This window comes from Fluviicola sp. (assembly GCF_039596395.1).
Lineage (GTDB): Bacteria > Bacteroidota > Bacteroidia > Flavobacteriales_D > Crocinitomicaceae > Fluviicola.
Window position 1 is genome coordinate 1,158,110 of sequence record NZ_JBCNJT010000001.1, and the last position, 24,666, is coordinate 1,182,775.

A 24,666-nucleotide genomic window follows, 5' to 3' on the forward strand; every position below is an offset into this window, starting at 1 on the left:
AACAGAACTTGATTTTCAGGAATTTTAACCAAATAATTACCCGGGTCTATTTTTTTATTGGTACATCTTTTCGTTTAAACGTGAATATTAGTTTGTTGGTCGAAATTAAAAATCCGATGCACGCATAAAGGTGTATTTTTGCAGTGAATTTAATCTTCTGAAATGCGTAAGAGTCTGAAACCAGCAATGCTGGGCTTCATGGTAAGCCTGTATTCCCTTTTTTTTGTAAATCAGTTACATGCACAATGTTCCGTTGTTTCTGCAAACGGATATGTAGTCAATGTATCCATTATTCCTAAAACGATCGTGGTCAGTTCTTCGAATTGTCCGTGGGGATATAACTACAACGTGAATTTCGATTACAACATTTCGATTACAGGACCGGGAGCAGCGGCTCAGTACACGCTTCAGGCTTTGATCTATTGTGTGAACAACCAAATAAACGGAGCTTATTCATTGCCTTTGGGAGGAGGTTCAGGTTCTGCCGTAACGACTACCAATCCTTCTATTCCGCACAACGGAACGGCTTATGGCTACAATGCTCCTTACGTAAACTGTACCAATGCAACGGTTGCAACGATGCAATGTAATTCCATTGATCTGATTATCCAGGGACCTGGAATTCCTTACCAGCAAATTCATTGCAACAATACCATTTCGGTACTTCCGGTTGAATTCCTGTATCTGGAAGGAGAAAAGAAAGAAAACGGGAATTTGCTAACCTGGGCGGTAGAATCCGAAAGCCGGAACGATTATTTCACCCTTGAAACCAGTACAGACGGGACCAATTGGAAAGAATTTGCGAAAGTGAAAGGAGCCGGTAATTCGACTGAAGCAAAAACGTATACCTTCCTGGATACCAAGAACGGCAAGGAATCTACTTATTATAAATTGAGTCAAACGGATTTCGACGGAACCCGTAACGAACTGGCTTTAAAATTCATCCCGCAGAGCGAAGTAGAGTTCCGTGTGTATCCGAATCCGTCTTCCGACAGCAAAGTACATATTGATTTCTCCAACACTTCGGATGATGAATCCTCTGTGACTGTCAAAAACGAATTGGGACAAATCGTGTTTCAGTCCGGTTTGGAAGCAGCCGAGAGATCTGGCAAGAAGACCTATTACAGTACGGACCTGGATTTGGAACAACCTGCAGGAGTTTACCTGGTGGAAGTGTATTCGGGCAATCAAGTAGTGGAGCGGTCGAAGCTTGTTATCCGATGATAAATTATCAATGATGAATGATTCAATTATCAAGAAGGTTTAATTTCTTGATAATTCATAATTGATAATTCAGAGTCCTGACTCAATATTCCTAACTTCGGATCAATGAAAGAAAAAGCGATTGTTCTTTGGTCGGGAGGAAAAGACTGCAACCTGGCTTTGCATTTGGCTAAGGAGGAAGGTTATGAGATTACGGCATTGGTCACGTTCTATTCCAAATCGACGGAATTCAGGGCGCATCCGAAAACGTGGATGGATCTGCAATCCAGATCTTTGGGAATTCCACACCTTCTGCTGGAAATCGAAGAACCGTTTGCGGCCAATTACGAGATCCAATTGCGCAAACTGAAAAATCAACTGGGAATTTCAAGGGTTGTTTCGGGAGATATTTCAGAAGTACACGGAAACACCAATTGGGTCAGTGATCGCGCGGCAGCTGCCGGGCTGAATGTTTTTCTCCCGTTATGGCACAGGAAACGGGAAGAGGTGATGGATCTTTTGTTGAAATCACACTTCGAAGTAGTTCTGACACTCGTAAAATCTCCCTGGCTGAACGAATCAGTTGTGGGCAGAACGATCAATCCGGAATTAATAGAAACATTCAAACTTCTTGGAAAAGAAAACGGATTGGATTTGTGCGGAGAAAAAGGGGAATACCATACGATGGCAGTAAACGGTCCGGGATATCGCTCACGTGTTTCCCTGAATAAGTACGAAGTTGTTCAACACGAAGAAATGTCTCATATGACGAAAATTGAACTTTCCCTGGACGGCGATTACGAAGTTCCTGCGCTTGAAAAGCATAAAATCTGCGTGACCTGCGGAATCCCTTTTTCCTGTTATACACAGGGCTGCTGGTGTGCCGAATTGCCCATGATCATGCCGATGGAAAATATCACGGATTGTATGTGTCCGGTTTGTTTGAAAGCTGCGATTGATAAGAGATTAGGGCAAATACATAAATAGTAGGTGCGCGATTAATCGGGAATTAATCACAATACGCACCCAGACTTAATGTCTCCCACAAATGCGCAAATTTTTAGCTCGGCTACCGCACTCGCGTTGAACTGTATAAATACAAAATTTTACAGTGTTTACAGGGTAAGAGGCGACCGGTAAGCGCCTCCAACATTTGTGCATTTATGGGAAAATATAATAAAGTTTTTATTGTAAAATGGTTTGGGTGCGAATAATACATATATCCTGATTAATCGCGCACCTACTGGGTTTTATTCTATTTTTGTACTAATAAATTATTAGACTATTCTCAAATGACAATTCTTTTCGGCTGGAACCGTTTCCGACTTAAATCATTCACTTTCCAGGAGTTAAACCTTCCGGAACTCGAACAATTTCCAAATGCAACCTTCCAGGTAGCGCAATCTTACTTTCACCTGTTTTACATCCCGGTTTTTCCCATGGGGAAACGTTATGACCTGGTGATGGACAAACAGTTGTACCATGTTCCACCGAGTTTAATGAAAATGGTAAATCCGGAACAAATTAAGACGCGCGGAAAGTGGTACGCGTGGAGTTTACCGATCCTGGTATTGGCGATATTTCTCGGTATTAAGGTGAGTAGTTACCTAAAGGAGAGTCAAGCTCATGCAGATGCGATTGAATTGGCTCAGGCGGACCTGAAGTTCTTCGATGACCCGGAGGAGGGAGACCATATCTGGTTTACAAATGATGTCGATTTGAAATTTGATGCGGAAATATTCATCGTTGGAAAGAAAAAAATAACCTTGTTCGTAAACCTGATGCAACAATTGGATGAATTGGCACTGGAAAATGCGCGAAACGGAAAAGCATCTGTTGATGCAGATTCCATGCAGGTCCTGATCGACCAGCGAGAGGAATTACTGGATATTTCACCATTCTATGATTCTCTTATTCAGGAACATCCTTTTCAACCGGTTTATCGAAGAGTACTTCTTTTTGAATTACACCATTATCCGATTGATTATAAGTTTGTTGAAATGACCTACAAGGAGTACGAAGCTTTGAAAAAATCACTGGGAGACGGAGATACGAAAAAAGCGAAGAAAATCAAGATCCCTGCTTTTCATGAAATTACCGGTCAGGCACTTTTTGTACAGCCTGATTAATGTCGATTTGCCGCTAAAACAGTAGGCGCGCGATTAATCCGCATACCTACTGTTTACAGCTGTTATTCAATTAATTAACAATAACTTGCATTTTTATTAACAACGATCGAAAAAAAGGTCGTACCTTTGCGCCAAATTTTAGATTTATTTTATGACCTTTAAAGAACTCGGGTTAAGAGTTGAGGTTCTGCAGTCGATAGAAGCAATGGGTTTTGCAGAACCAACTCCGATCCAACAAAGTGCGATCCCGCACTTGTTACAATTAGAAAGCGATTTTGTCGGACTCGCTCAAACTGGGACAGGAAAAACAGCAGCATTCGGTTTGCCGTTAATTCACAAAGTAACAGACCGCCCCACTGAAACACAAGGTTTAATCATCGCTCCAACGCGTGAATTGTGTTTACAAATCTCCAAAGACTTAGAAGCATTTGCTCAATTCGATCGTCAGATTAAAGTAGTTGCCGTTTACGGTGGTACCGATATCCGTCGTCAGATGAGTGATATCAAGCGCGGAGCAACGATTATTGTTGCAACTCCGGGTCGTTTGGTGGATTTAATTAATCGTCGTGCCGTAAACCTGCAAACTGTTGAGACAGTAGTATTGGATGAGGCTGACGAAATGCTGAACATGGGTTTCAAAGAAGACATCGATGAAATTCTGGACGCAACACCTGATACAAAAAGTGTGTGGTTATTCTCTGCAACAATGCCGAAAGAAGTGGCTGAAATTGCTAAGAACTACATGACAGATCCTTTGGAAGTTTCCATCGGACACAAAAACCAAAGTAACGAGAACATCGAGCACATTTACTACTCGGTGAAAGAAAAAGACCGTTACGATGCATTGAAACGTTTGATCGATGCCAGCCCCGAGATTTTCGGATTGGTATTCTGTCGTACACGTAATGAAACTGCAACTGTTGCCGAGAAATTGGCTAAAGACGGATATAGTGCAGAACCGCTTCACGGAGATTTATCGCAGGCAATGCGTGACCGTGTAATGGAGCGTTTCCGTGAGCGTTCAATCCAGTTGTTGGTGGCAACAGACGTTGCAGCCCGTGGTATTGACGTAGATAATATTACTCACGTAATCAACTACAACCTGCCGGATGATATCGAGAACTACACGCACCGTTCAGGTCGTACAGCTCGTGCAGGCCGCCAGGGGAAATCGTTGGTATTGATCAACACACGTGAAGCTTACAAGATTAAAGCAATCGAGCGCCAGATCCGTATGGATTTCACTGCTGCTTTGATTCCTTCCGCTCAGGAAATTTGCGGAATCCAGTTGAATAAACTGATCGCAAAAGTAAAAGACACAGAAGTGAAGGAAAAAGACATCGAGCCTTTCTTAGAAGGAATGATGGCAGACTTTGCTGATTTGTCGAAAGAAGAAGTGATCAAAAAATTCGTTTCTGCGGAGTTTAACCGTTTCATCGAGTACTATGACCGTGCAGGAGATCTGAACGTGTCTTCAGGAAGAGGTGAGCGCGGAGACCGCAAGGAAAGAGGAGATCGCAATGATCGTTTTGACCGCAAGGACCGTTTCGAAAGAAGCGACAGGGGAGAACGCGGAGACCGCGGGCCAAGAGATTCAGGAAACAGAACACGTTTCTTTGTAAGTCTTGGAAAGCGCGACGGATTGAACCCGGGAGGTTTATTGCGTGTGATCTGTGACTCTACAGGTTTGAAATCAGCATCTATCGGAAGAATCGATGTGATGCCGAACTTCTCCTTCTTTGAAGCAGACAAAACAGACGAAGGAGCAATCCTTTCCAAAGTAAACGGTGCTGATTACGAAGGACACACGGTGAATGTGGAAATCACGCAGAAGAAAGACGGTGGTGAACGCAGAAGCGGTGGAGAACGCAAAGGCGGATTCTCAGGAGGAAAATCCGGAGGTTTCGGTGAGCGCAAATCTTTCGGAGGAAGTGAGCGTCGTTCATCCGGTGGTTTCAGAGGAAATTCCAGCTATGGGAAATCCGAAGGCCGTTCAGGTGGAAGTGACCGCAGAAGCAGCGGAAGCTCAGATCGCCGTTCTTCAGGAGGCGGACGTAAATTCAGTTCAAACAGCTACAAGTAATTAACAATTATCAATTATCAAGTGAGTGACTTCGGAATCTCGCTTGATAATTGATAATTAAAGAATTTATAATTCAAAAAATGGAAATTAGAAACATCGCAATTATTGCACACGTTGACCACGGAAAAACAACATTGGTTGACAAAATGATTGAGGCAGGAATGGTAATCAATGAGCGTGACCGTCCGACAGGAGAATTGATCATGGATAACAATGACCTGGAGCGCGAACGCGGAATTACTATCGTGTCTAAAAACGTTTCCGTTTCTTACAAAGGAACAAAGATCAATATCATCGACACTCCCGGACACGCCGACTTCGGTGGGGAGGTAGAGCGTGTATTGAACATGGCAGACGGAGTTTGTTTGTTGGTGGATGCTTTTGAAGGTCCGATGCCGCAAACACGTTTCGTATTAGGAAAAGCACTTTCAATGGGAATCAAACCATTGCTGGTTATCAATAAAGTAGATAAAGACAACTGTACTCCTGACGAGGTTCATGAGAAAGTATTCGATTTGATGTTCGAATTGGACGCAAACGAAGAGCAGTTGGAATTCCCTACCATTTATGGTTCTGCTAAAAACGGATGGATGTCAACAGACTGGAAACAGCCTACCGATTCCATTACTCCGTTATTGGACGAAATTTTGAACTATTTCCCTCCGCGTAAAATCGAAGAAGGAAATACACAAATGCTGATCACATCTTTGGATTTCTCTACATACGTAGGTCGTATCGCTATCGGTCGTTTGAACCGTGGTACATTGAAGGAAAACCAACAGATCGTATTGGCAAAACGCGATGGTTCTCAAGAAAAACACCGTGTGAAAGAAGCATTCGTATTCGAAGGATTGGAGCGTAAGAAAGTAACGGAAGTTCAGGCCGGAGATATTTGTGCGATCACAGGAATCGAAGGATTCGAGATCGGTGACGTAATCTGTGATTTCGAAAATCCGGAACCGCTTCCAACTATCGAATTGGATGAGCCGACAATGTCTATGACATTCTCGATCAATGATTCCCCATTCTTCGGAAAAGAAGGAAAATTCGTAACATCCCGTCACATCCAGGAGCGTTTGACCAAGGAATTGGAGAAAAACCTGGCAATGCGTGTGCACGATACAGATAAAGCAGATAAGTGGTTGGTTTACGGTCGCGGAGTATTGCATTTGTCTGTTTTGATCGAAACTATGCGTCGTGAAGGATATGAATTGCAAGTAGGGCAGCCTCAGGTAATTATCAAGGAAATCGACGGGCAGAAATGTGAGCCGATTGAAGAATTGACCATCGACTTACCGGAAGAACACTCCGGAACAGCGGTTGAAGCAGTGACTAAGCGTAAAGGTGAAATGACGAACATGGAGCCGAAAGGTGACCGTATGGTAATCCAGTTCCTGATCCCTTCCCGTGGAATTATCGGATTACGTAACTACTTGCTGACACAAACTGCCGGTGAAGCAATCATGACACACCGTTTCTTAGAATACCAACCATACAAGGGTGAAATTCCGGGACGTCAGAACGGTTCTTTGATCTCATTGGAATTGGGAACTTCGATTCCTTTCTCCATGAACAACCTGCAGGATCGTGGTAAATTCTTCATTTTCCCGAACGAAAATATCTACGAAGGACAGGTAATCGGTGAGAACTCCCGCGCAGGTGACTTGTGTGTGAACGTTACGAAAACGAAAAAGTTGACGAACATGCGTTCATCCGGAGCAGACGACAAAGTGCGTTTGGCACCACCGAAAGTATTCTCATTGGAAGAATGTCTGGAGTACATCCAGGGTGATGAGTACGTAGAAGTAACACCGCAAAACCTGCGTATCCGTAAAATCTTGTTGAAAGAAACAGATCGTAAGCGCGCTGGTAAGTAATTAGCAATGATCAATTACTAACTGATCAAGTGAATACCCTTGATTATTGATAATTAGATAATTAATAATTGAAAGCGTCCCGTATTTACGGGACGCTTTTTTTAATACACGAAACATGATCGAATCAAAACTCACATTGGACATTATTACCGAAACACTGAAAGGTGAAAAGTACGAAGAGCAGATTACCAAACAACTGGAGCATTTGGAAGAAGTGGAATACGAGCACACCGATACCGGGTTGTTGATTTTCATCGAATACAGGAAGGCTGCAAAAGAATTTTGGTTAACAGACAAACAGTTGTATGAAACTTTCGGTGAAGCAGAACATGAGTTATCGAAAGTTGCCTTGATTAATTCAGATCAAAATATTCATGCGGAAACATCGGTTCATTTCAAAAACGGGCTCATAGAGCGTGTGGAGATTTGGAATACTTTGGGAGATTATCCGGAAGAGGATTTGAAAACCTGGGAAGTGAAACGGATTGATTAACAATGATCAATTGCTTAATAATTGATCATTAAGACATTTATAATTGAAAAGCGAAGCCTAAGCTTCGCTTTTGTTTTATTCGTTTAATGACCTACAAAGCTCACTTGCTTGCGGGAAATTGCATTTCCGGTACTGATTTCAATCAGATAACTTCCGGATGGAAGATTCGTATTTACCTGAACTGAAGTTTGATTCGAAACCTTTAATGCTTTTTGTACTTTCTTCCCGGTCATATCATATAATTCGATGGAATAATTGAATTCCGGCTGTAAGCCCGAAATAGAGAAAGCTCCATTCGATGGATTCGGATAAACCGTCCAATTCAATGTTTCAGTCAAATCGGACACCGAAAGCATGGGATCAATAGTTACCATATAATCTTCTGCAACCAAATCTGACTGAATACCGGCAGAATCGATCGAAACGGCATTCGTAACGGTTAAATTCACAGCTCCATTCAGGTTAGATGTCAGAAAACTAACTCGTCCGATAATTCCGTATCCCGTAACATTGGAATGATCTGTTCTGCTGAAAGCCAAACTGAAGTGACTGTCATCATTCGAAGGAACTCCCAACCGAATAGCATTGCTGTTGACAGTTCCCAACCAATTCGCATCATTCATGCGTATTTGGAGACTTCCCGAAACAATACCTGTTGCAGTATAACCGACTTTAAAACCAAGCCCGTAAATATCTTCGAGCGGCAGAGCGGCCGTTCCCGCTAAAATATCAATGGTTACCAGCTGATTCGCGCCGTATGCTGTTGCAGACGAATTGAAATAAATACTTGCTTCTTCATCCAGGTTTTGTTCTTCCTGCTGCACAGGTTTTGCATGCAACTGACCGAAATTGTCGTAAACCGCAACGGTATCACTAACATCCACAGTTCCGTCTCCATTGCAATCCGCATAAGCCATGTTCAAACCGGCTCCTGTTCCTGTGCTCATGATAGAATCCCAGATTGGTGCAGGAAGTGCTTCCCATAAAGTTGAAATGGTATTTCTAGGCAGACCGGTCTGACCATAATTCAACCCGATGTTGAAGAAGTCATTTAAGTCAACTTCGGCGTTGTTATCACTATCTCCGGGCCATACAATCTGGCAGGTATCCATGAAAACCGTCAATGTATCTGTGTAAGAACACCCGGCTGCATTAAAACCTCTTACAACAACTTGTTGCGTAGCGTCAATGATGATTGATCCACCGTCATTGATGGTATCGTTCCAAACATAACTCACAGCATCTCCCGAACCGTAAAATGTTGCAGGTGTCAGGTAACAGACAGTAGTGTCAGATCCTGCGTGGACAACCGGGGTAATTGCAACGGTAACAGTATCGGTATTTGTACATCCCAATGAATCCGTTCCCGTAACAACATAGGTGGCATTCTCTGTGACTGAGAAAGCGGTTCCATCTGTAATTCCTCCTGACCAGGCATAAGAAACCCCGGTTCCGCTAGCTGTTAGAGTCGTCAATGAATCATTACAAATGTGCTGATCCGTACCTGCGTTGATAACTGGTTGTGGTAAAATGGTCAGGTACAAGGAATCGCTGATCACTTCGCGACAACCATTGGAAACAATACAGTAATAAGCTCCCGTATCAGACGGAGAGAAATTCGCAAGCGATAAGGTGATTCCGGTTTGACCGCTAAGAAGCGTCGTATCTTTTACCCATTGGAAAGCCAGGGAATCTCCTGTTGCTGTAGAGGTGTAATTAAACGTTGAAAACGGGCAAACATCGATTGAATCTACCGTAGAGGTCACAAAAATATCGTGGCAAACGGAAGTATATCCATAAAAATTACCGCAGTTCAGTTCCGTATTTATATTGAAATTGTAAACTAGTTCATGTTGTGTTGTCAGCGGATCTACCGCGAAAAATCGCAGGGAGTAACTATCCGAGAATCCGTAAAGTTTTCCGTTTGTTCCCATGAATACTGCTTTGGGATAGAATCCTGTGACATTTTCTTCGAAACTGAAGGCAGTCTGAATCGCATTATTAACCGGGTTCAAAGAAATGATAGCTCCGTCATAGTTTTGTCCACCGTATCGGAAGCTGGCATATAAATTTCCACCAGGGCCTTCAACGAACGATCCCATAGCATAACTGAAGGCGTTAAGGGTATAGATCTCCTCGAAAGTATTGGTAGCCGGGTCAAAAGAATAAATATATCCATCAGCACCGTTTACATCACCGGGAGTGATTCCGTATAGTTTTCCGTTGGAAGCCTGGACCACGGCATGTTTGTAAGGGAATCCATCGTAACTGCTGAAGCTATGTAAAAGGGTGTATGTTCCGGTTGTAACATCGAAACTGAATAATGTTCCGTACGTATTAGCACCTCCAAAATCGGAAACTCCATAAATCAGTCCGTCATCTCCTACGATTAGTTCGGCAGTGGTAGACACCATGGTATTGGTATTAACCGGGAAATTGTACACATTCGTATAGGTCGTTGCGCCCGGAACGTACTCCAGCAGGAATAATTCCAAAGAATTCCCGTTGTTATAAGTGGTATATAATTTCCCGTTAGGATGCAATACAAAGCTCTTTTCGATAGAATTCATTCCCGAATTCATATTCCAGATATCCATGTCTACCATCACTTCGATGCTATCCGTATCAATATCGTAGCGGTAAATGGTCCCATCGTTATATTTTCCTCCGCTTCCGATTCCGTATAGTTTGCGGTCTACCTGAACCAGGTTGGATGTAGAGCTTCCTACCAATGATTGGACGCTGAACCTGATTTCGGGCCTGATTTGAGTTCCATATCCCTGGTAAGAGAATAACGCGCCGCCATGATAATCGGAATCCTGACCTGTAATCCCATATAAACGATTATTGGATGCTAATAATAACCCGTTGCAAGGCATTGTTCCGCAGCCATCATTTGTTTGCCCGATCCCGCTGGCAAAATAAGCCACTGCCTGAATGTTGGTGCTATATTTAGCGATTGCTCCGTTTACGTACATATTTCCGGTGGTCGCAGTTCTGGAATAAAACATAATTTCTCCGTAGGCATTTTGAACCGGTGTTCCGTCAAGGGTAAAAGAAGAAGTAATGGTTTCAATAGCCGAAGTCGCAAGGGTGTATTTGATCAGACGGTTTTTGGTAAGTCCATAGAGTTTCCCGTCTGTGCTTGACTGAATAAATGATCCGATAGGAGTTCTGCTTGCGTAAACCAAGTCCAGGATTTTAGAGTAAGTAGAGGACACAGGATCAAAAGAAAACATAACTCCGTAATTCGAAGCACCGCCATACATCGTAAAAGCATACATTAACCCATTAGAAGCCTGGAACAAATCTGCCTGAGGAGTTGCACCGTTATTGGTACCGTCAAAATCCATCAGTTTGGTAAAAATACCTGTTGAAAGGTCGTAGTTAAAAATAACACCCTTGGCGTTAGCACCACCTGAACTGGTCATTCCGTATAATTTTCCGTCAGTTGCCTGGATCAGGCTTCCTTTTGGTTCTTCACCGTTTGCGGAACCGAAATCGAAGAGTTTCTGAACATTTTGGGTAGCAAGGTCATATTCGAAAATGACTCCCTTATCATAAACTCCCCCGTTTTTCGTCATTCCGTAAAGTTTCCCGTTAGAAGCTAAAACCAAAGAACCGTTCGGATTTTTCCCGTTCACACTATCGAAAGAATGTTTGATCCGGTAAGCCTCGGTGCTGATGTTGTATTCCCAAATCACTCCGTGGTCGTTATCTCCTCCTAAAGAAGTCATCCCGTAAAGGATACCGGTTACCGGTTCAATCGGGTTGGCATACACAGAAGCGCGCTCCTTGTACTTCGTAAAAGGTTTTATCTGGTGATTATTCCCCTGTCCGTCGGTTTTAACAATCGCTCCGAGGTTATACTGCGAACCAGTTCCGGTGGTGATATAAAAATCAACAGGAGCCTGAGCACGTGCGATTAAAAAGGAAAAGAATAAAATTGGAAGTAAGCTGATTTTTTTCATTATTCAGGTTTGATCAGAAGTTTAATTTAAGTGCTTCATTGTTAGCGGGAATAAAATTAATTAATTTATTGAATCTATCTGTTATTAATACCTGATTTTAACCTGATCATCCGCTTTCATTCAAGAGGAATGTTCTGTTCTGAATCAGGGAATTTTAACCGTTTGTAAAGGGATTATATTCGCCGGAAAAAGATTTACCAACTATATAAATGAATTCATACTGATGGATTTAACCCATTTTTAGGTTAATTTAGCCGGAAACAACCACGTTTGTACTCTTTAATCTAAATCAATGAAAACAAGCTTACTACTGATTACCTGTTTGTTAGCAACAACGTTAAAGGCCCAGACCTTTCATTGGGCGAAGCCTTTGGGCGGAACTTCCGATGACCAGGGACGTTCTGTTACAACAGATGCTTCCGGAAATGTATATACTACGGGAATTTTTAAAGGAACCGGTGATTTTAATCCGGGAACAGGAGTTGCCACTCTCACTTCGAATGGCGGTCAGGATGTGTTTGTGCAGAAAATGGATGCTGCCGGAAATTTCCTGTGGGCTAAGTCCTTCGGGGGATCCAGTGATGAATACTGCCACTCCATCGCTATTGATGCTGCCGGAAATGTTTACACAACCGGAAGTTTCGGAATGACGGTGGATTTTGATCCGGGGCCGGGAACTGCCAATTTCACCTCGGTAAATGGGAACCGGGTTTTTATACAAAAAATGGATGCCTCCGGGAATTTCGTATGGGCAAAAGCCTGCGGAGGCATTGAAGCGTTATCCATTTTTGCCGATGCTTCCGGAAATATTTACACAACCGGAGATTTCAGTTTTGCAGCAGATTTTGATCCGGGACCGGGAACAACTACGCTTACTCCGGCAGGTGACTACGACATTTTTGTACAGAAAATGGATGTTTCGGGGAATCTTCTCTGGGCAAAAGCCCTGGGTGGTTCGGGAAACGACTTTAGCCAGTCTGTGAAGACCGATGCCTCCGGAAACGTATATATCACAGGCTACTTTACAGGTACAGCTGATTTCGACCCGGGAGCAGGGGTTGCAAATCGTACTTCTGCCGGAGGTGACGATATCTTTGTACAAAAAATGGATGCTTCGGGAAATTTCATTTGGGCAAAATCCTTTGGTGGAACTTCGAATGACCATGCTTATTGCATTACCGTGGATGCTTCCGGAAATGCATGTACCACCGGAAACTATGGAGGAGTAGCGGATTTTGATCCGGGTACGGGAACAGCCAACCTTACTTCAAGTGGTAGTTTTTCGAATGCTTTTATACAGAAAATGGACGATTCCGGAAATTACCTGTGGGCAAAATCCTTCGGTGGAACAAATGATGAACGGGGATACTCGATTACGCAGGATGCTTCCGGGAACGTTTATGCGATCGGGTATTACTCCGGAACCGTGGATTTCGATCCGGGACCGGGAACGCTGAATCTTTCTTCAAACGCCAGCTTAGATCTTTTCATTGTGAAACTGAGTATTTCCGGAGGGCTGGTATGGGCGAAATCTTTCGGAGGGACCAGTTCTGAAATTGGTTACGGGATTGCTGTAGATACGCATGAAAATGTCTATACCACCGGATGGTTTGCTGCTACAGCAGATTTTGACCCGGGAACCGGAACTGCTAATCTTACTTCTGCCGGAGGAGGCGATGTGTTTGTACAAAAGTTGAGGCAATGTCTTTCAACATACGGAACAGACGTTGTTGCAACCTGCGGTCCGTATACCTGGATCAATGGAATTACCTACACGGCATCCAACAATACTGCGACGCATATTTTAACGAACGCTGCCACTTGCGATTCGATAATCACCCTGAATCTGACCATCCTTTCCAATACCGGCACGGATGTTCAAACAGCTTGCAATTCCTACACCTGGATCGACGGAAATACGTATACATCTTCCAACAATACGGCTACACATACACTAACCAATACTGCAGGCTGCGACAGTGTGGTAACACTGAATCTGACCATTCTTTCCAATACCGGCACAGATGTTCAAACGGCTTGCGATTCCTACACCTGGATCGACGGAAATACCTATACAGCTTCCAACAATACGGCTACGCATACACTCACCAACGCAGCAGGATGTGATTCCGTGGTAACACTGAATTTAACGATCAACCATTCCAATACCGGCACGGATGTCATCACTGCTTGTAATTCTTACACGTGGATAGATGGAAATACCTATACGGCTTCCAACAACACCGCCACGCATACACTCACGAATGCTGCAGGTTGTGACAGCGTGGTAACCCTGAATTTAACGATTCTCCATTCGAGTACCGGTACGGATGTTCAAACCACGTGTGATTCCTATACCTGGATTGACGGGAATACGTATACCGCTTCTAACAGCACTGCTACACATACATTGACGAATGCAGCCGGTTGCGATTCTGTTGTTACTTTGCAGTTAACAATCACTCACTCCAATACAGGCACAGATCTTGTCAATGCCTGTGATTCGTATACCTGGATTGACGGCAATACTTATACAACATCCAACAACACTGCAACGCATACATTGACCAATGCAGCAGGATGTGATTCGGTAGTTACCTTGCAGTTAACAATCCATCACTTCAACACCGGTACGGATATTCAAAACGCCTGCAACTCCTATACGTGGATTGACGGCAATACTTATACAGCCTCCAACAACACTGCGACACATACGTTGACCAATGCGGCAGGATGTGATTCGGTAGTTACCTTGCAGTTAACAATCCATCATTCCAACACCGGCACGGATATTCAAAATGTCTGCAACTCCTATACGTGGATTGACGGAATCACCTACACAGCATCCAATAACACTGCAACATATACTTTGACCAATGCTGCCGGGTGTGACAGTGTGATCACGCTGAATCTGACCATTCAGGGTGTTTCTGATACGACAACCGTTTTAAATGGGATTACCATTCATGCCAACAACGATAACGCGACTTACCAGTGGCTGAATTGTGATATTGACTACGCTGTCATTAGCGGAGCAACCAACCAGAACTTTACGGCTACGGCGAATGGAAACTATGCGGTTCAATTAACTGAAAACGGATGTACAGACACTTCTGCTTGCGTGGAAATTAAAACGGTGGGCATTCCGGAGAATGATTTCGGCAATGCGGTAACTATTTATCCCAATCCGACAGAGGGGAAATTCTTTGTGGACTTCGGGACGGTGCGTGAACAAGCTGAAATCTCAATCATGGATATAACCGGTAAAATAATTGAAACAAAATCTGTAACTCAATCCCAGATAGTAAAACTCACCATCAATGAGCCGGCAGGATTTTATTTGGTGAGCATTCGTTCCGGTGAAAGAGAGGCTGTTTTTAAAGTGATAAAAGAATAAAAATTTACTATACTTGTTAGGCTCATGCCTGGAGAACGTTATGAATAATACAGAGATAAAACCGAAAGAGATTTTATAGTCGGTCAATGAACAAGAAACAAGCTGGATCTAATAAGATGTATTCAAAAGACAAAATTATACTTGAGCAACTTACTGAAAATGACGCCGAATTCTTTTACGATATCACTTCACGTTTAAATTACGGAGATAACCCTTTTTTACCGTTCGAATCCCAGAAAGAATTTACAAAAAGAATAATTTCTTTCTGCGAATTCACATTTACTATAAGGATGAAAGATAATCCTGATATAATTATCGGGGAATGTGCTTTACATAGCTGGGATAAAGAAATGAAGGAAATAGAAATTGGAGGCTCTTTATATCCTGATTATTGGGGGAAAGGTTTGATGCGATCTGCATTTGACCTGTTGGCAGCAATTGCCAAACAAAATCTGGGTATAGAAATTTTGAGAGGACAAACTAAAATTAATAATGTAGCGGCAATAAGGCTTGTTGAAAAAATGGGGTTTGAAAAATACCGCATTGACGGCGATAATGTAATAATGCGAAAAATGATGTCCTAACTGCTATGACCGAAACAAAAGTTTATAGAGACAAACAGGATCGAACCAGTAAGGAATGGCAGCTTCTTTTGGACTATATTGACAAAGTTGCCGAAACCGGGCAGGAAGAATTTCATCCGCGCAGGGATTTGGGATTGGAAGTATGGGAACGGATCACCGTTTTACCCAACGAAATCGGGAAATTGACAGATGTGAAACATTTAATGCTTTACAATAGCCATTTAGAGCGGATTCCACCGGTTATTGCGAACATGCGATCGCTGGAAGTTTTCACACCTTATACTTCGCCAAGGCTGCGCTGGTTTCCCTATGAAATCACGAAATGCAGTAATCTGAAAGAAAGCACTATCAGTACGCGTAAATTATACGGTAATTATAAAATCAAGCTGCCTTTTCCTGATCTGACCCAGGCAAGAGTTGAATTCGAAGGATTAAAAACCACTTGTGGAATCTGTGAAAAAGTCCAGCAGGAAAATGAGTTGTATGAACAATATTGGGTTTCACTGAGAGTTGCTACAGACGTTGTTCCGTTGTTAATCAGTGTTTGCTCGGAAGCCTGTTTTTCACTCATTCCGAAAGGCGCGGATGGATATATCCCGGAACCGCACAAAGGTGGTCGGTACAAATAAACTTGTAATACAGGAATGTCACAAATCGCATTAATAATAAAACAACGTACGATTGATAACAGCACGCTTTTGGCTGTAAAGAATTTTTCCGGGCAAAGCTTGTCGCAGGTGAATGAGCGTATCCGGAGTGGAAGTCCCGTTTTTCAGGCGCTCCTGTTTGGTAATGATCACGACGAAATAGCTGATGTATTGTTGAAGATTGTAAACGTTCTTCAGATAGGGAAAGTAAAATTTGATCTCTATGAATTGGAGGAGAATGAAGTACTTGACAAAGGAAAACATCAGCACTACATCCTGTCTGTTGAAACCTTGAAGAATATCCTGGCGCGTTGATCGGTGTTTTAATCCCTGAAATGATGCGGAAATGATTCATCGGATGAGTTTGTAAAAGCCTTATTTTTGACTCATGAAAAATGGGAAAAGATTCAGCCGGTTACATCTTTTTGAATTCGAAGATTTCTCCTGGTTTCCCGATGTGATAAGAACAGGCGGCACGGACTATTTGCGTTATTTCCTTATCCGTACAGAACTTTATCAGCCCGTCATTCCATTGATCTATGAAACACTGAAAACTACGGGAGAAACCAAAATCATTGACTTGTGTTCCGGCGGAGGCGGCTACATGGAACAAGTGTGCGAAGGATTGAATAAACTTGAAAAAGACAACCCTTTTACCATCACGTTGACAGATAAATACCCGAATATTCCAACCTATCAGTTCATTCGAGAAAGAACCAACCATCAAATTGATTACAGCGATCTGAGTGTGGATGTTTTTCACGTTCCGGAAGACCTGCGTGGATTCAGGGTGTTGTTTTCAGCGATACACCATTTCAAGCCCGACCAGGTAACCAAAATCCTGGAAGATGCCGTTAAATCAAATGCACCTGTTGCCTTCTTTGACGGAGGTGAAAAAGGTGTTTTGGCCATTCTTGGCCTGTTGATCATACACCCGGTTGCGTTTTTAATTTTTACTCCTTTTTTCAAGCCTTTCAAATTGTCCAGGCTGCTTTTCACCTATATCATTCCGTTGATACCCTTATACACCATTTGGGATGGAGTTGTATCTGTTTTGAGAATGTATAAACCCGGAGAATTGCAGGAAATAGCAGAGGCTTTAAATGCTGGTAACTACGTTTGGAAAAGCGGGAAAACAAAAAACCGTTTTGGTATCCGTGCGGCTTATCTGGTTGGTTATCCTCTGAATAAGGAATAAGCGAATAGGTACTGCTGCCAATCCAATTCCATTGCTTTTTCTTATATTTGAAGGAAACCTTTGTCTTGTTGCAAAGCCACATTCAACAAAAAACCTATGGGATTACTCGATTTGTTTAAGAAAAAGAAAAACCGTTCTTCGTTTCCTGAAAACGAATTGGAACAATGCCTCATGCAGGCTTCGTCAGATGTTGCTGCTCAAAAAGAGTTCTACCAGAAATTGTTGTGGTCCCAATTGGTTGTGTTGACAGATAAAAATCCGGATATGGAGGACGGAATTCATACACTGGAAAAGAATACGCAATTACGGCTTGTGACTTTTGAGAACGGATATATTCCGGTATTTACTTCTCCGAACAGGATTTTCGACAATGGAATTGTGAAGGAAGAAGTACCAGTGATGGGAATCAAGGGACAGGATTTATTCGGAGTTGCAAAAGGAGCTACATTTGTTTTGAACCCGTATTCGGATTATGTAAAAGAATTGCTCCCGGAAGAAATCGAAAACCTGATGAATGGTACGATCTATGACAAAATTGATGCTTACGAAGCGGAAAAGGACCTCTTCGAAAGATTCAATCAATTGTTCAAAGAAGCCGGGAAAAAGCAGGAAGGCTTGATTGCCCTGGACGGGTATCACCTGAAGAAACTAAGCGCTGCCGAAAAATCGAGGCTGGAAGATTCGGTGAATGGTTTCCGGAAATGCCTCGAACTGGTTCCTGATAACTGGCAAAGCATGTTCCTGATGGGAAAAGCATTGCAGCGTTTGGAACGGCATGCCGATGCCCTGGAACAGATGGAAGCAGCCTTTAAACTGGAGCCTTCGAATCCTGCCCTTCCGATGGAGGCTTCCCTGGAAGCAATGCATCTCAAAAACCTCGATAAAGCCTTGTTCTATTCGGAAGAATCGTTGAGAATAAGGCCCAACGATTATGCCTTGATGGGAAATCATGCCATGAACCTGCTTCTTGCCCAAAGAGATGCGGAAGCTCAAAATATGATTCAGGAAGCACTTAGCATGCAGCCCGATGATACCATCAACCAAAACATCGATGCCACGATCAAAGATGTGATTTCCGGCAAACGGCCACGACCTGCTTTTGAGGATACGATAAAATAGAATCCCAATGATCCCTCATTTACCAATATACATTCCCGTAATTTTTGGGTTGACAACCATTGCTACTTTATGGATGTTCACCGTGGCAATGAAAAAATCAAGTTCTGAAGTCACTAAAAAAAGAGCGATACCGGTTTTAATTGGTTTGCTGATTTGGCTGGTCATCCAGGCAGCTTTGACTTTGACTAATAGTTATAACACAGATCCCGATTCTTTTCCGCCCAGGATTATGCTTCTTGGAATTTTTCCGGCAATCCTGGCCATTGTCCTATTGTTTTCCACACGAGGAGGGCGCCGGTTTATAGATAGTTTACCTTTAAGAAACCTCACATACCTGCACACTATAAGAATCCCCGTGGAAATCGTATTGTACTGGCTGTCTATTCAAAAGGCAATCCCTGAACTGATGACTTTCGAAGGGCGGAACCTGGATATATTTGCAGGAATTACAGCACCATTCATTGCTTATTTTGGAGTGGTAAAATCAAAGTTGAACAAACAACTATTACTGGCCTGGAACATCATCTGTTTAGGCTTGTTGCTGAACATTGTCATGAATGCATTGTTATCAGCACCGTCTCCGATCCAAAAATTTGCTTTCGACCAACCCAACATTGCAATCCTGAATTTTCCATTCAGCTGGTTACCAACTGTTATCGTTCCAATCGTGTTGTTCAGTCATTTGTCGGCAATCCGGCAATTGCTTCAAAGAAGCAGCAAATAATGAAACAACTTAAAATAAATTTTGGTTTTTGTTCACGCTGACATTGGGATTATGTGTGAAATCGCGGAAGTTGCATGGATAATTAAGTATGAATCAAGTTAAACGGCATGAAAGAACAGCATTCTATTGACAATTACAGCAGGAGTTTATTATACTCTCAAGAGATCGAAAAAGCCATAGCTAATCAACTTGGTCTTCCGGAGCTTAAAAGTGGCGGGGTAACTATCCGAAATGAAAAAGGCTGGCGGGAAAACGAAAAAGTAATAGACTACGTTTGGATTGTTCAAGTGTCCCGCTCTTTCGTTGGTTTTGGAGGCGTTTTTGCAATCAAATTTAAACAAAATGAATTCCGGGATTATTCCAATAAAGAGGAACTCATTCATGGGATTTTTGACTTGTCAGAAAAAGGCCTTGATCACTTTTATACAGAAAGTATGACAGGTACATTCGACGAGAAAACGAACCTTTTTCGTCTGAATTTATTGGCTGCCAATGAAGGAATTACGCTGGATGGTGTTAGTTATCAAATACGGATCATCGCCTGGAATATAGACTCGTTCATTCGGGTAAGCAATCCCAAAACGGATGATTGGAAAAAGTGGGAAGCTGAAATATGGGAGATGGGAAAACAATTGGCGAAAAAATCAGGTTATCAGGAATTAATAACTTTGTTTGAATAATTATAAAACACGGGAAGATATTGATGAAAATTCCAACTAATTTGTTAAACTAGCAATCTGAATGGCTACAATTGAACAACTATACCAAACCTTAGACGAGCGCAGAAGACCAGAAGATGTTGCGGAATTAGTGCAGAAACTTTTGGACGGCTCTTTGACACCTAAAGAAACAGCAATTCTTGAAAAAGCTGCTAAAGGTTCATTATCCAGGAATGCCTACGGCTATACTTCTATGCTGCAAACTTTTGCTGCGGCACAGGGTGCAGAATCCCAAATTGCCAAGGCTGTTGAGTTGTTTAAATTGAATAAAAACGATCAGGCGGATTACAACAACCCGAGAGATATCGAGGATTTTATCCGGGCCGTTTCACCGGTTCTTCACAAAACAGTTGGTGCCAACAACTTTATCGGAGATCGATTAAATAAAGAAAAGCGTAAAGAAGCAGGTCTGGATCTGTCGAAACGCAGTTATAATAAAAGATGGCGTTTATTGAAACGCATAGAACAAAAATTACAACGGTTTATTGGTGAAACGAAGAAGTCGGAAATCCAAAAAATCGCGAAACACGGCCTGGCACATACGTTAGATTTTGAAAACTTTTCATCGGACCTGAATACGGCTTGTTTTATTGCTTATTACAATGCCAGATGTAACCTGAGAAGTGTTTTTACAAATCAGAGCCAGGATCGGCCGTTTGATGAGATCAGCGAAATGCTTTTGAACAGATGCAGGACTACAGAAACCAAATTCGGGGGACTGTTCCGAAAAACGAAACCGGAAGTTGTTAATACCAATTGGTGGGCAATCGCTCAGATTTATACTAGCCAGGAAGTATTGTCGTATTTAACGGACGAACAAAAAGGAATGCTCCTGGGAAAATGGACAGGGATTTTACAGGAAATTGCCGGATTACTCGCAAAAGTCTGGGAAGAAAACGATATAAACAGGCAAACGATGATTGTGAAGAGAGGAAATGATTCTTCGACTTGGAACAATACTGCCGGAGCATGGAATAAAGCGCGGGACAACTGGATGAACCTGATTTATTCCATGGGACTTGATTTTGTTTTAGAAACAGTTTGTTTTGGAAAAGTTCTGAGATTGATGGCTGCAGATGTGGTTGCCTGGCATGCCTCAAGTGGTGGCAAACTCGACCCCAATACTCATGTTTGGAATCAATTACCTTTACCATGGGAAGTTTTTCAGAATAAAGCAGATTGCAATAAAGAACGGGTGATGAAGTGCTGTAAAGAAGCGGGTATTGATGCAGAAAAATCGGGGTGGGTGGCACCAAGAATTCATGGAATAGCAGCCTTTAAACCGACGCCGGAATTGGTGCATGGAGTTGTTGTTTCCAATCCTTTTTTGGCAACGGTACTTAAAAAGCACAGGTATTTTTCAGGAAAAAACGGAACGTGGTTTTTCCCAGGAAATAATTAGGATGAGTTAGCTCAGTGGCAGAGCATCCGGCTCTCGGTCCGGATGGACGCAGGTTCGAGCCCTGCACTTATCCTGGTTCTGATATAGCTCAGTGGTAGAGCACCCGGCTCTTAACCGGGTGGACGCAGGTTCGAGCCCTGTTATCGGAACAACAAATAAAGCGATTTGTCTTCGGATGAATCGCTTTTGCTTTTAATGGGTGAAATCGCTGCATGGATAAACATTTATCCTATGAGTGCCAGGTTCATCCTTGCTAAAAATGAACCAGATAGGTTTTTTACACTTTTAAAACACAAATTTCTTCCTGATTGGCATGCTGATTGTTAGTTTAGTCCCGAAGAAAAATTTAAAACACACAAACATGAAAAAGCTTCTTTTGATACTCGCTCTTGCATCAGGAACGGTATACGGTCAAACAGATCAACAACCTTCAAAATCTACTATTTCGGTAAACGGAACTTCCAAAGTTTCTATCATTCCGGATATGACGGAGCTGAATATTCATGTGTCTTCCCTGAAAATGAATATGGCAGACGCCACCAAAACATTGGGTGATCAGACTCAGAAGTACTTGAAGATACTCAAAGATTTAGGCTTCAAGGAAACAGATGTGAAGACTACTCACTTTTCAGCATCGAAGAACCGGATTTACCGCGAAAACGGGCCGGTTGACAGCGGATATGTGGTTTCACAAAACCTGACGGTCAAATTTGCCTACAACCAGGTTACTCTGCAGAAGATCGCAGCGCGTTTTTCAGAAGTGAAAGATCCGGTAGATTTCAATATCGGTTTCTACATTTCCGATCAATTGCGTGATAATACAGCAGCCGAGCTTCAGGCAAAAGCAGTTGCAGATGCACGTATGAAAGCAAATAACCTGTCAAAAGCTGCGGGAGTAAAAATGACCACGGTAAAAGCAATCGTTTATGGAAACGATGTTTCAAACCCGGTTTACTACAAGGACGTGCGCATGTTTGCCAACACGGAAATGGCTGCTGATGGAGCGAACCTGAGCTTTGCTCCGCAGGAAATGGAATTACAGGAAAACGTAACAGTAGTTTGGGTGATTGAATAACTACCTGATCATTGATAATTAAGCAACGACTTGTCTGCTCCGGCGGATGAGTCGTTTTTTTTGTTGGATACTGATGGGCTCTTATAAAGAAAGAATAAATTAAAAAACGATTGCTCCAATCCGGTTTTTACAACGATATTTAACCGTTCCAAAAATCTAAATAAAAAACCATGAAAACCAACTTTGAAAAACTGGAAGAGACCAAACACATGCTGGAATGGTTTTCCGGCAACCCGTATGAAGAAATTACCGGTACGCTGGAAAATATGTTTAAAAAGCAATCTGCCGGTACACAGATGCTTTCTTTTGAAGTGACCAGTGAGCCGCAATGGTTGACGGGAGGAAGAAAAACCGATGACGAAACGAAGGTCATTTTAGTCAGATGCGGAATGGCTGTTGCCTGCGATTTTACATTGAAGGATGACAACGGAGTGTATGATCTGAACGGCATTTTTACCTGGGTTGGGGTAAATTTGGATAATGAGCCGGCAACAAGGATTTGGATGGACCTGGACGGAACACTGGATGAATTCGGTTCGGAAGGAGCATTGAGGGAACGGGTATTTGAAATGGACAGGTAGAAAAGCGCAGTATCGTCTCAAAAAATCCTAACTTCGTCCCGAATAAAAACAACCAACTACATCGATCATGACAGCCGATCAGCGAATACTCTGGGATAAAGCGAAACAGTTCGATTTGGATCATCCGCCGAGTGAGTACGGTTTTTCAATCCGACTTGCGAAAGAGAATTATTGGACCAAAAGTTTCACCGAACGGGCAATCCTAGAATACAAGAAATTCATGTTTCTGGCTGCAACTTCCGACATGATGGTTTCGCCTTCCGCTATTGTGGATACAGTTTGGCACCAGCATTTGATTTTTACGCAGTCTTACCAGGAATTTTGCACCTTGCTCGGAAAACAGATCCAGCACATTCCTTCTACACACAACCGGGAAGATTTTCAAAAGTTCCGGCAGGCAAAAGAAAGAACAACTGTTCTCTATGAATCTGTTTTTGGCAAGCAGCCGCATGCGATCTGGCATTACAACGACATGTACGAGAGTTTAAACCTGCAAAAAGCAAAACTCAAGTTACGAAGCTTCATTATTATCGGAATAGGTGCTTTCATCGTCTTAACAGCTCCGTTTTATTTTTTGCTGAGACCGCTTTACATCACGATTGGAAATCCTGCCTTTATGCTCGGATTCATCTTTCTCGCAGGCATTACTTTCCTGGTATTGGAACTGTACAACCGGTCGCGGCTTAACCGAATAACCCGTCAGTTTGATCCGGAATCGTTTGTTTACGAACTACAACCTTATGAATTGATTTACCTCAAAACACAGAAACTTTCAAATGTCATTCATGGCGTAGTGAATGAACTGGTTAAAAACAAAACAATCGCCGTTCTCTCAAACAACACGATGGAGCTTTCAAAAAATGGACAGGCAGAATCGATAGAACAGCTTCACGTGACTTCCATGTTGAGCCTGCTTGGTCGCACGGTTTACCCGAAACTCATGTACCAGTTGGTCCGGAAACCGCTTTTTGGAAACATTGTTAACAGCATGGAAGCATTTAAGAAGTATTTCAATAAATCACTGAAATTCGGGAAGTTATTTTACTTCAATTTCAGTGTTCTCGCGGTTCTTTTATTACTGGCTTTCACGCGTTTGACAACCGGGATTTTGAGAGATAAACCCGTTGTGTTTATTGCAATTACGATCGTTGTTTTAGCCGCACTGATTTACCTTTATCTGAACCGGCTTACGCGGCTTGTTTGTACTAAGACCATTCCCGGCAGGTACCGGGAAGAGATTGTACCGACGCTGCATGATAAGAATAGTCCGGCATGGAGGTATTTCCTGTTGGGATCGGCCGTTTTAACAGCATCACTGGCAACCCTGATTGATTACTTCAACAATTCAAACTCAATTGGTGGCAGCGGAACTTCCGATATGGGAGGTGGCTGCGGAAGCAGTTGCGGTAGTTCTTGCAGCAGTTGCGGCGGCTGCGGCGGTTCTGGGGGAGGAGATTAAACCCG

Annotated in this window: 19 protein-coding genes and 2 tRNA genes; 20 read left to right on the forward strand and 1 reads right to left on the reverse strand. The window is 42.7% G+C overall.

Going from position 1 to position 24,666, the window contains the following annotated elements; translation table 11 throughout:
* Positions 1-162 precede the first annotated feature (162 nt).
* The 6 genes from ABDW02_RS04855 to ABDW02_RS04880 all read left to right on the forward strand — a co-directional run bounded on the left by ABDW02_RS04855 (position 163) and on the right by ABDW02_RS04880 (position 7,785).
* The gene (locus ABDW02_RS04855; RefSeq protein WP_343632672.1) at positions 163-1,224 is read left to right on the forward strand and encodes a T9SS type A sorting domain-containing protein; all 1,062 of its coding nucleotides are present in this window, start codon (positions 163-165) and stop codon (positions 1,222-1,224) included.
* Between the two features lie 105 nt (positions 1,225-1,329).
* Positions 1,330-2,190, forward strand: a complete 861-nt coding sequence (locus tag ABDW02_RS04860) for a diphthine--ammonia ligase (RefSeq protein ID WP_343632674.1) — start codon at positions 1,330-1,332, stop codon at positions 2,188-2,190.
* A gap of 305 nt (positions 2,191-2,495) precedes the next feature.
* Positions 2,496-3,332, forward strand: coding sequence for a hypothetical protein (locus ABDW02_RS04865; RefSeq protein ID WP_343632676.1), 837 nt, complete (start codon positions 2,496-2,498; stop codon positions 3,330-3,332).
* Between the two features lie 151 nt (positions 3,333-3,483).
* On the forward strand, positions 3,484-5,415 hold the full coding sequence (locus ABDW02_RS04870) for a DEAD/DEAH box helicase (RefSeq protein ID WP_343632677.1): 1,932 nt from the start codon (positions 3,484-3,486) through the stop codon (positions 5,413-5,415).
* A gap of 80 nt (positions 5,416-5,495) precedes the next feature.
* Positions 5,496-7,292, forward strand: a complete 1,797-nt coding sequence (typA, locus tag ABDW02_RS04875) for a translational GTPase TypA (protein WP_343632679.1) — start codon at positions 5,496-5,498, stop codon at positions 7,290-7,292.
* A 115-nt stretch (positions 7,293-7,407) separates the two neighbouring features.
* Positions 7,408-7,785 carry a hypothetical protein gene (locus ABDW02_RS04880; protein WP_343632681.1) on the forward strand — a complete coding sequence of 126 codons (378 nt, stop codon included), beginning with the start codon at positions 7,408-7,410 and terminating at the stop codon, positions 7,783-7,785.
* 83 nt (positions 7,786-7,868) lie between these two features.
* On the opposite strand, the gene ABDW02_RS04885 is transcribed toward ABDW02_RS04880, so the two are convergent.
* Positions 7,869-11,756: a choice-of-anchor tandem repeat GloVer-containing protein gene (locus ABDW02_RS04885; RefSeq protein WP_343632683.1), complete on the reverse strand. Its 3,888-nt coding sequence runs from the start codon at positions 11,754-11,756 to the stop codon at positions 7,869-7,871.
* A 292-nt stretch (positions 11,757-12,048) separates the two neighbouring features.
* Here ABDW02_RS04885 and ABDW02_RS04890 point away from each other — a divergent pair, with 292 nt between their 5' ends.
* The 14 genes from ABDW02_RS04890 (at position 12,049) to ABDW02_RS04955 (ending at position 24,661) form a co-directional block, all read left to right on the forward strand.
* Positions 12,049-15,153, forward strand: coding sequence for an SBBP repeat-containing protein (locus ABDW02_RS04890; RefSeq protein WP_343632685.1), 3,105 nt, complete (start codon positions 12,049-12,051; stop codon positions 15,151-15,153).
* 86 nt (positions 15,154-15,239) lie between these two features.
* Positions 15,240-15,737, forward strand: a complete 498-nt coding sequence (locus ABDW02_RS04895; protein WP_343632688.1) for a GNAT family N-acetyltransferase — start codon at positions 15,240-15,242, stop codon at positions 15,735-15,737.
* A 5-nt stretch (positions 15,738-15,742) separates the two neighbouring features.
* A complete protein-coding gene (locus ABDW02_RS04900) occupies positions 15,743-16,366 on the forward strand; it encodes a hypothetical protein (RefSeq protein WP_343632690.1) in 624 nt (207 codons plus the stop codon).
* Between the two features lie 15 nt (positions 16,367-16,381).
* A complete protein-coding gene (locus tag ABDW02_RS04905; protein ID WP_343632692.1) occupies positions 16,382-16,699 on the forward strand; it encodes a hypothetical protein in 318 nt (105 codons plus the stop codon).
* A 73-nt stretch (positions 16,700-16,772) separates the two neighbouring features.
* On the forward strand, positions 16,773-17,582 hold the full coding sequence (locus ABDW02_RS04910) for a hypothetical protein (RefSeq protein WP_343632694.1): 810 nt from the start codon (positions 16,773-16,775) through the stop codon (positions 17,580-17,582).
* A 96-nt stretch (positions 17,583-17,678) separates the two neighbouring features.
* Positions 17,679-18,701 carry an SseB family protein gene (locus ABDW02_RS04915; protein ID WP_343632696.1) on the forward strand — a complete coding sequence of 341 codons (1,023 nt, stop codon included), beginning with the start codon at positions 17,679-17,681 and terminating at the stop codon, positions 18,699-18,701.
* A gap of 7 nt (positions 18,702-18,708) precedes the next feature.
* Positions 18,709-19,425, forward strand: coding sequence for a hypothetical protein (locus tag ABDW02_RS04920; protein WP_343632698.1), 717 nt, complete (start codon positions 18,709-18,711; stop codon positions 19,423-19,425).
* A 107-nt stretch (positions 19,426-19,532) separates the two neighbouring features.
* Complete coding sequence (locus tag ABDW02_RS04925) at positions 19,533-20,105, forward strand: hypothetical protein (protein ID WP_343632700.1); 573 nt, start codon at positions 19,533-19,535, stop codon at positions 20,103-20,105.
* 61 nt (positions 20,106-20,166) lie between these two features.
* Positions 20,167-21,546, forward strand: coding sequence for a hypothetical protein (locus ABDW02_RS04930; RefSeq protein WP_343632702.1), 1,380 nt, complete (start codon positions 20,167-20,169; stop codon positions 21,544-21,546).
* Positions 21,546-21,620, forward strand: a tRNA-Glu gene (locus ABDW02_RS04935). The genes ABDW02_RS04930 and ABDW02_RS04935 overlap by 1 nt, the downstream gene beginning before the upstream one ends.
* 3 nt (positions 21,621-21,623) lie before the next feature.
* Positions 21,624-21,695 (forward strand) — tRNA-Lys (locus tag ABDW02_RS04940).
* Between the two features lie 212 nt (positions 21,696-21,907).
* Entirely contained in the window at positions 21,908-22,621 is a 714-nt protein-coding gene (locus tag ABDW02_RS04945; protein WP_343632704.1) for an SIMPL domain-containing protein, read from the forward strand.
* A 170-nt stretch (positions 22,622-22,791) separates the two neighbouring features.
* Complete coding sequence (locus tag ABDW02_RS04950) at positions 22,792-23,202, forward strand: hypothetical protein (RefSeq protein WP_343632706.1); 411 nt, start codon at positions 22,792-22,794, stop codon at positions 23,200-23,202.
* 67 nt (positions 23,203-23,269) lie between these two features.
* Positions 23,270-24,661 (forward strand): DUF1399 domain-containing protein, encoded by a 1,392-nt coding sequence (locus ABDW02_RS04955; protein WP_343632708.1) that lies wholly within the window; start codon positions 23,270-23,272, stop codon positions 24,659-24,661.
* Positions 24,662-24,666: the final 5 nt, after the last annotated feature.

Coding starts and splice junctions, on each gene's coding strand:
- ABDW02_RS04955 (WP_343632708.1), top strand. CDS start 23,270: ATGACAGCCGATCAGCGAATACTCTGGGATAAAGCGAAACAGTTCGAT.
- ABDW02_RS04860 (WP_343632674.1), top strand. CDS start 1,330: ATGAAAGAAAAAGCGATTGTTCTTTGGTCGGGAGGAAAAGACTGCAAC.
- ABDW02_RS04885 (WP_343632683.1), bottom strand. CDS start 11,756: ATGAAAAAAATCAGCTTACTTCCAATTTTATTCTTTTCCTTTTTAATC.
- ABDW02_RS04950 (WP_343632706.1), top strand. CDS start 22,792: ATGAAAACCAACTTTGAAAAACTGGAAGAGACCAAACACATGCTGGAA.
- ABDW02_RS04895 (WP_343632688.1), top strand. CDS start 15,240: ATGAACAAGAAACAAGCTGGATCTAATAAGATGTATTCAAAAGACAAA.
- ABDW02_RS04870 (WP_343632677.1), top strand. CDS start 3,484: ATGACCTTTAAAGAACTCGGGTTAAGAGTTGAGGTTCTGCAGTCGATA.
- ABDW02_RS04925 (WP_343632700.1), top strand. CDS start 19,533: ATGAAAGAACAGCATTCTATTGACAATTACAGCAGGAGTTTATTATAC.
- ABDW02_RS04900 (WP_343632690.1), top strand. CDS start 15,743: ATGACCGAAACAAAAGTTTATAGAGACAAACAGGATCGAACCAGTAAG.
- ABDW02_RS04915 (WP_343632696.1), top strand. CDS start 17,679: ATGGGATTACTCGATTTGTTTAAGAAAAAGAAAAACCGTTCTTCGTTT.
- ABDW02_RS04945 (WP_343632704.1), top strand. CDS start 21,908: ATGAAAAAGCTTCTTTTGATACTCGCTCTTGCATCAGGAACGGTATAC.
- typA (WP_343632679.1), top strand. CDS start 5,496: ATGGAAATTAGAAACATCGCAATTATTGCACACGTTGACCACGGAAAA.
- ABDW02_RS04865 (WP_343632676.1), top strand. CDS start 2,496: ATGACAATTCTTTTCGGCTGGAACCGTTTCCGACTTAAATCATTCACT.
- ABDW02_RS04855 (WP_343632672.1), top strand. CDS start 163: ATGCGTAAGAGTCTGAAACCAGCAATGCTGGGCTTCATGGTAAGCCTG.
- ABDW02_RS04890 (WP_343632685.1), top strand. CDS start 12,049: ATGAAAACAAGCTTACTACTGATTACCTGTTTGTTAGCAACAACGTTA.
- ABDW02_RS04880 (WP_343632681.1), top strand. CDS start 7,408: ATGATCGAATCAAAACTCACATTGGACATTATTACCGAAACACTGAAA.
- ABDW02_RS04910 (WP_343632694.1), top strand. CDS start 16,773: ATGAAAAATGGGAAAAGATTCAGCCGGTTACATCTTTTTGAATTCGAA.
- ABDW02_RS04930 (WP_343632702.1), top strand. CDS start 20,167: ATGGCTACAATTGAACAACTATACCAAACCTTAGACGAGCGCAGAAGA.
- ABDW02_RS04905 (WP_343632692.1), top strand. CDS start 16,382: ATGTCACAAATCGCATTAATAATAAAACAACGTACGATTGATAACAGC.
- ABDW02_RS04920 (WP_343632698.1), top strand. CDS start 18,709: ATGATCCCTCATTTACCAATATACATTCCCGTAATTTTTGGGTTGACA.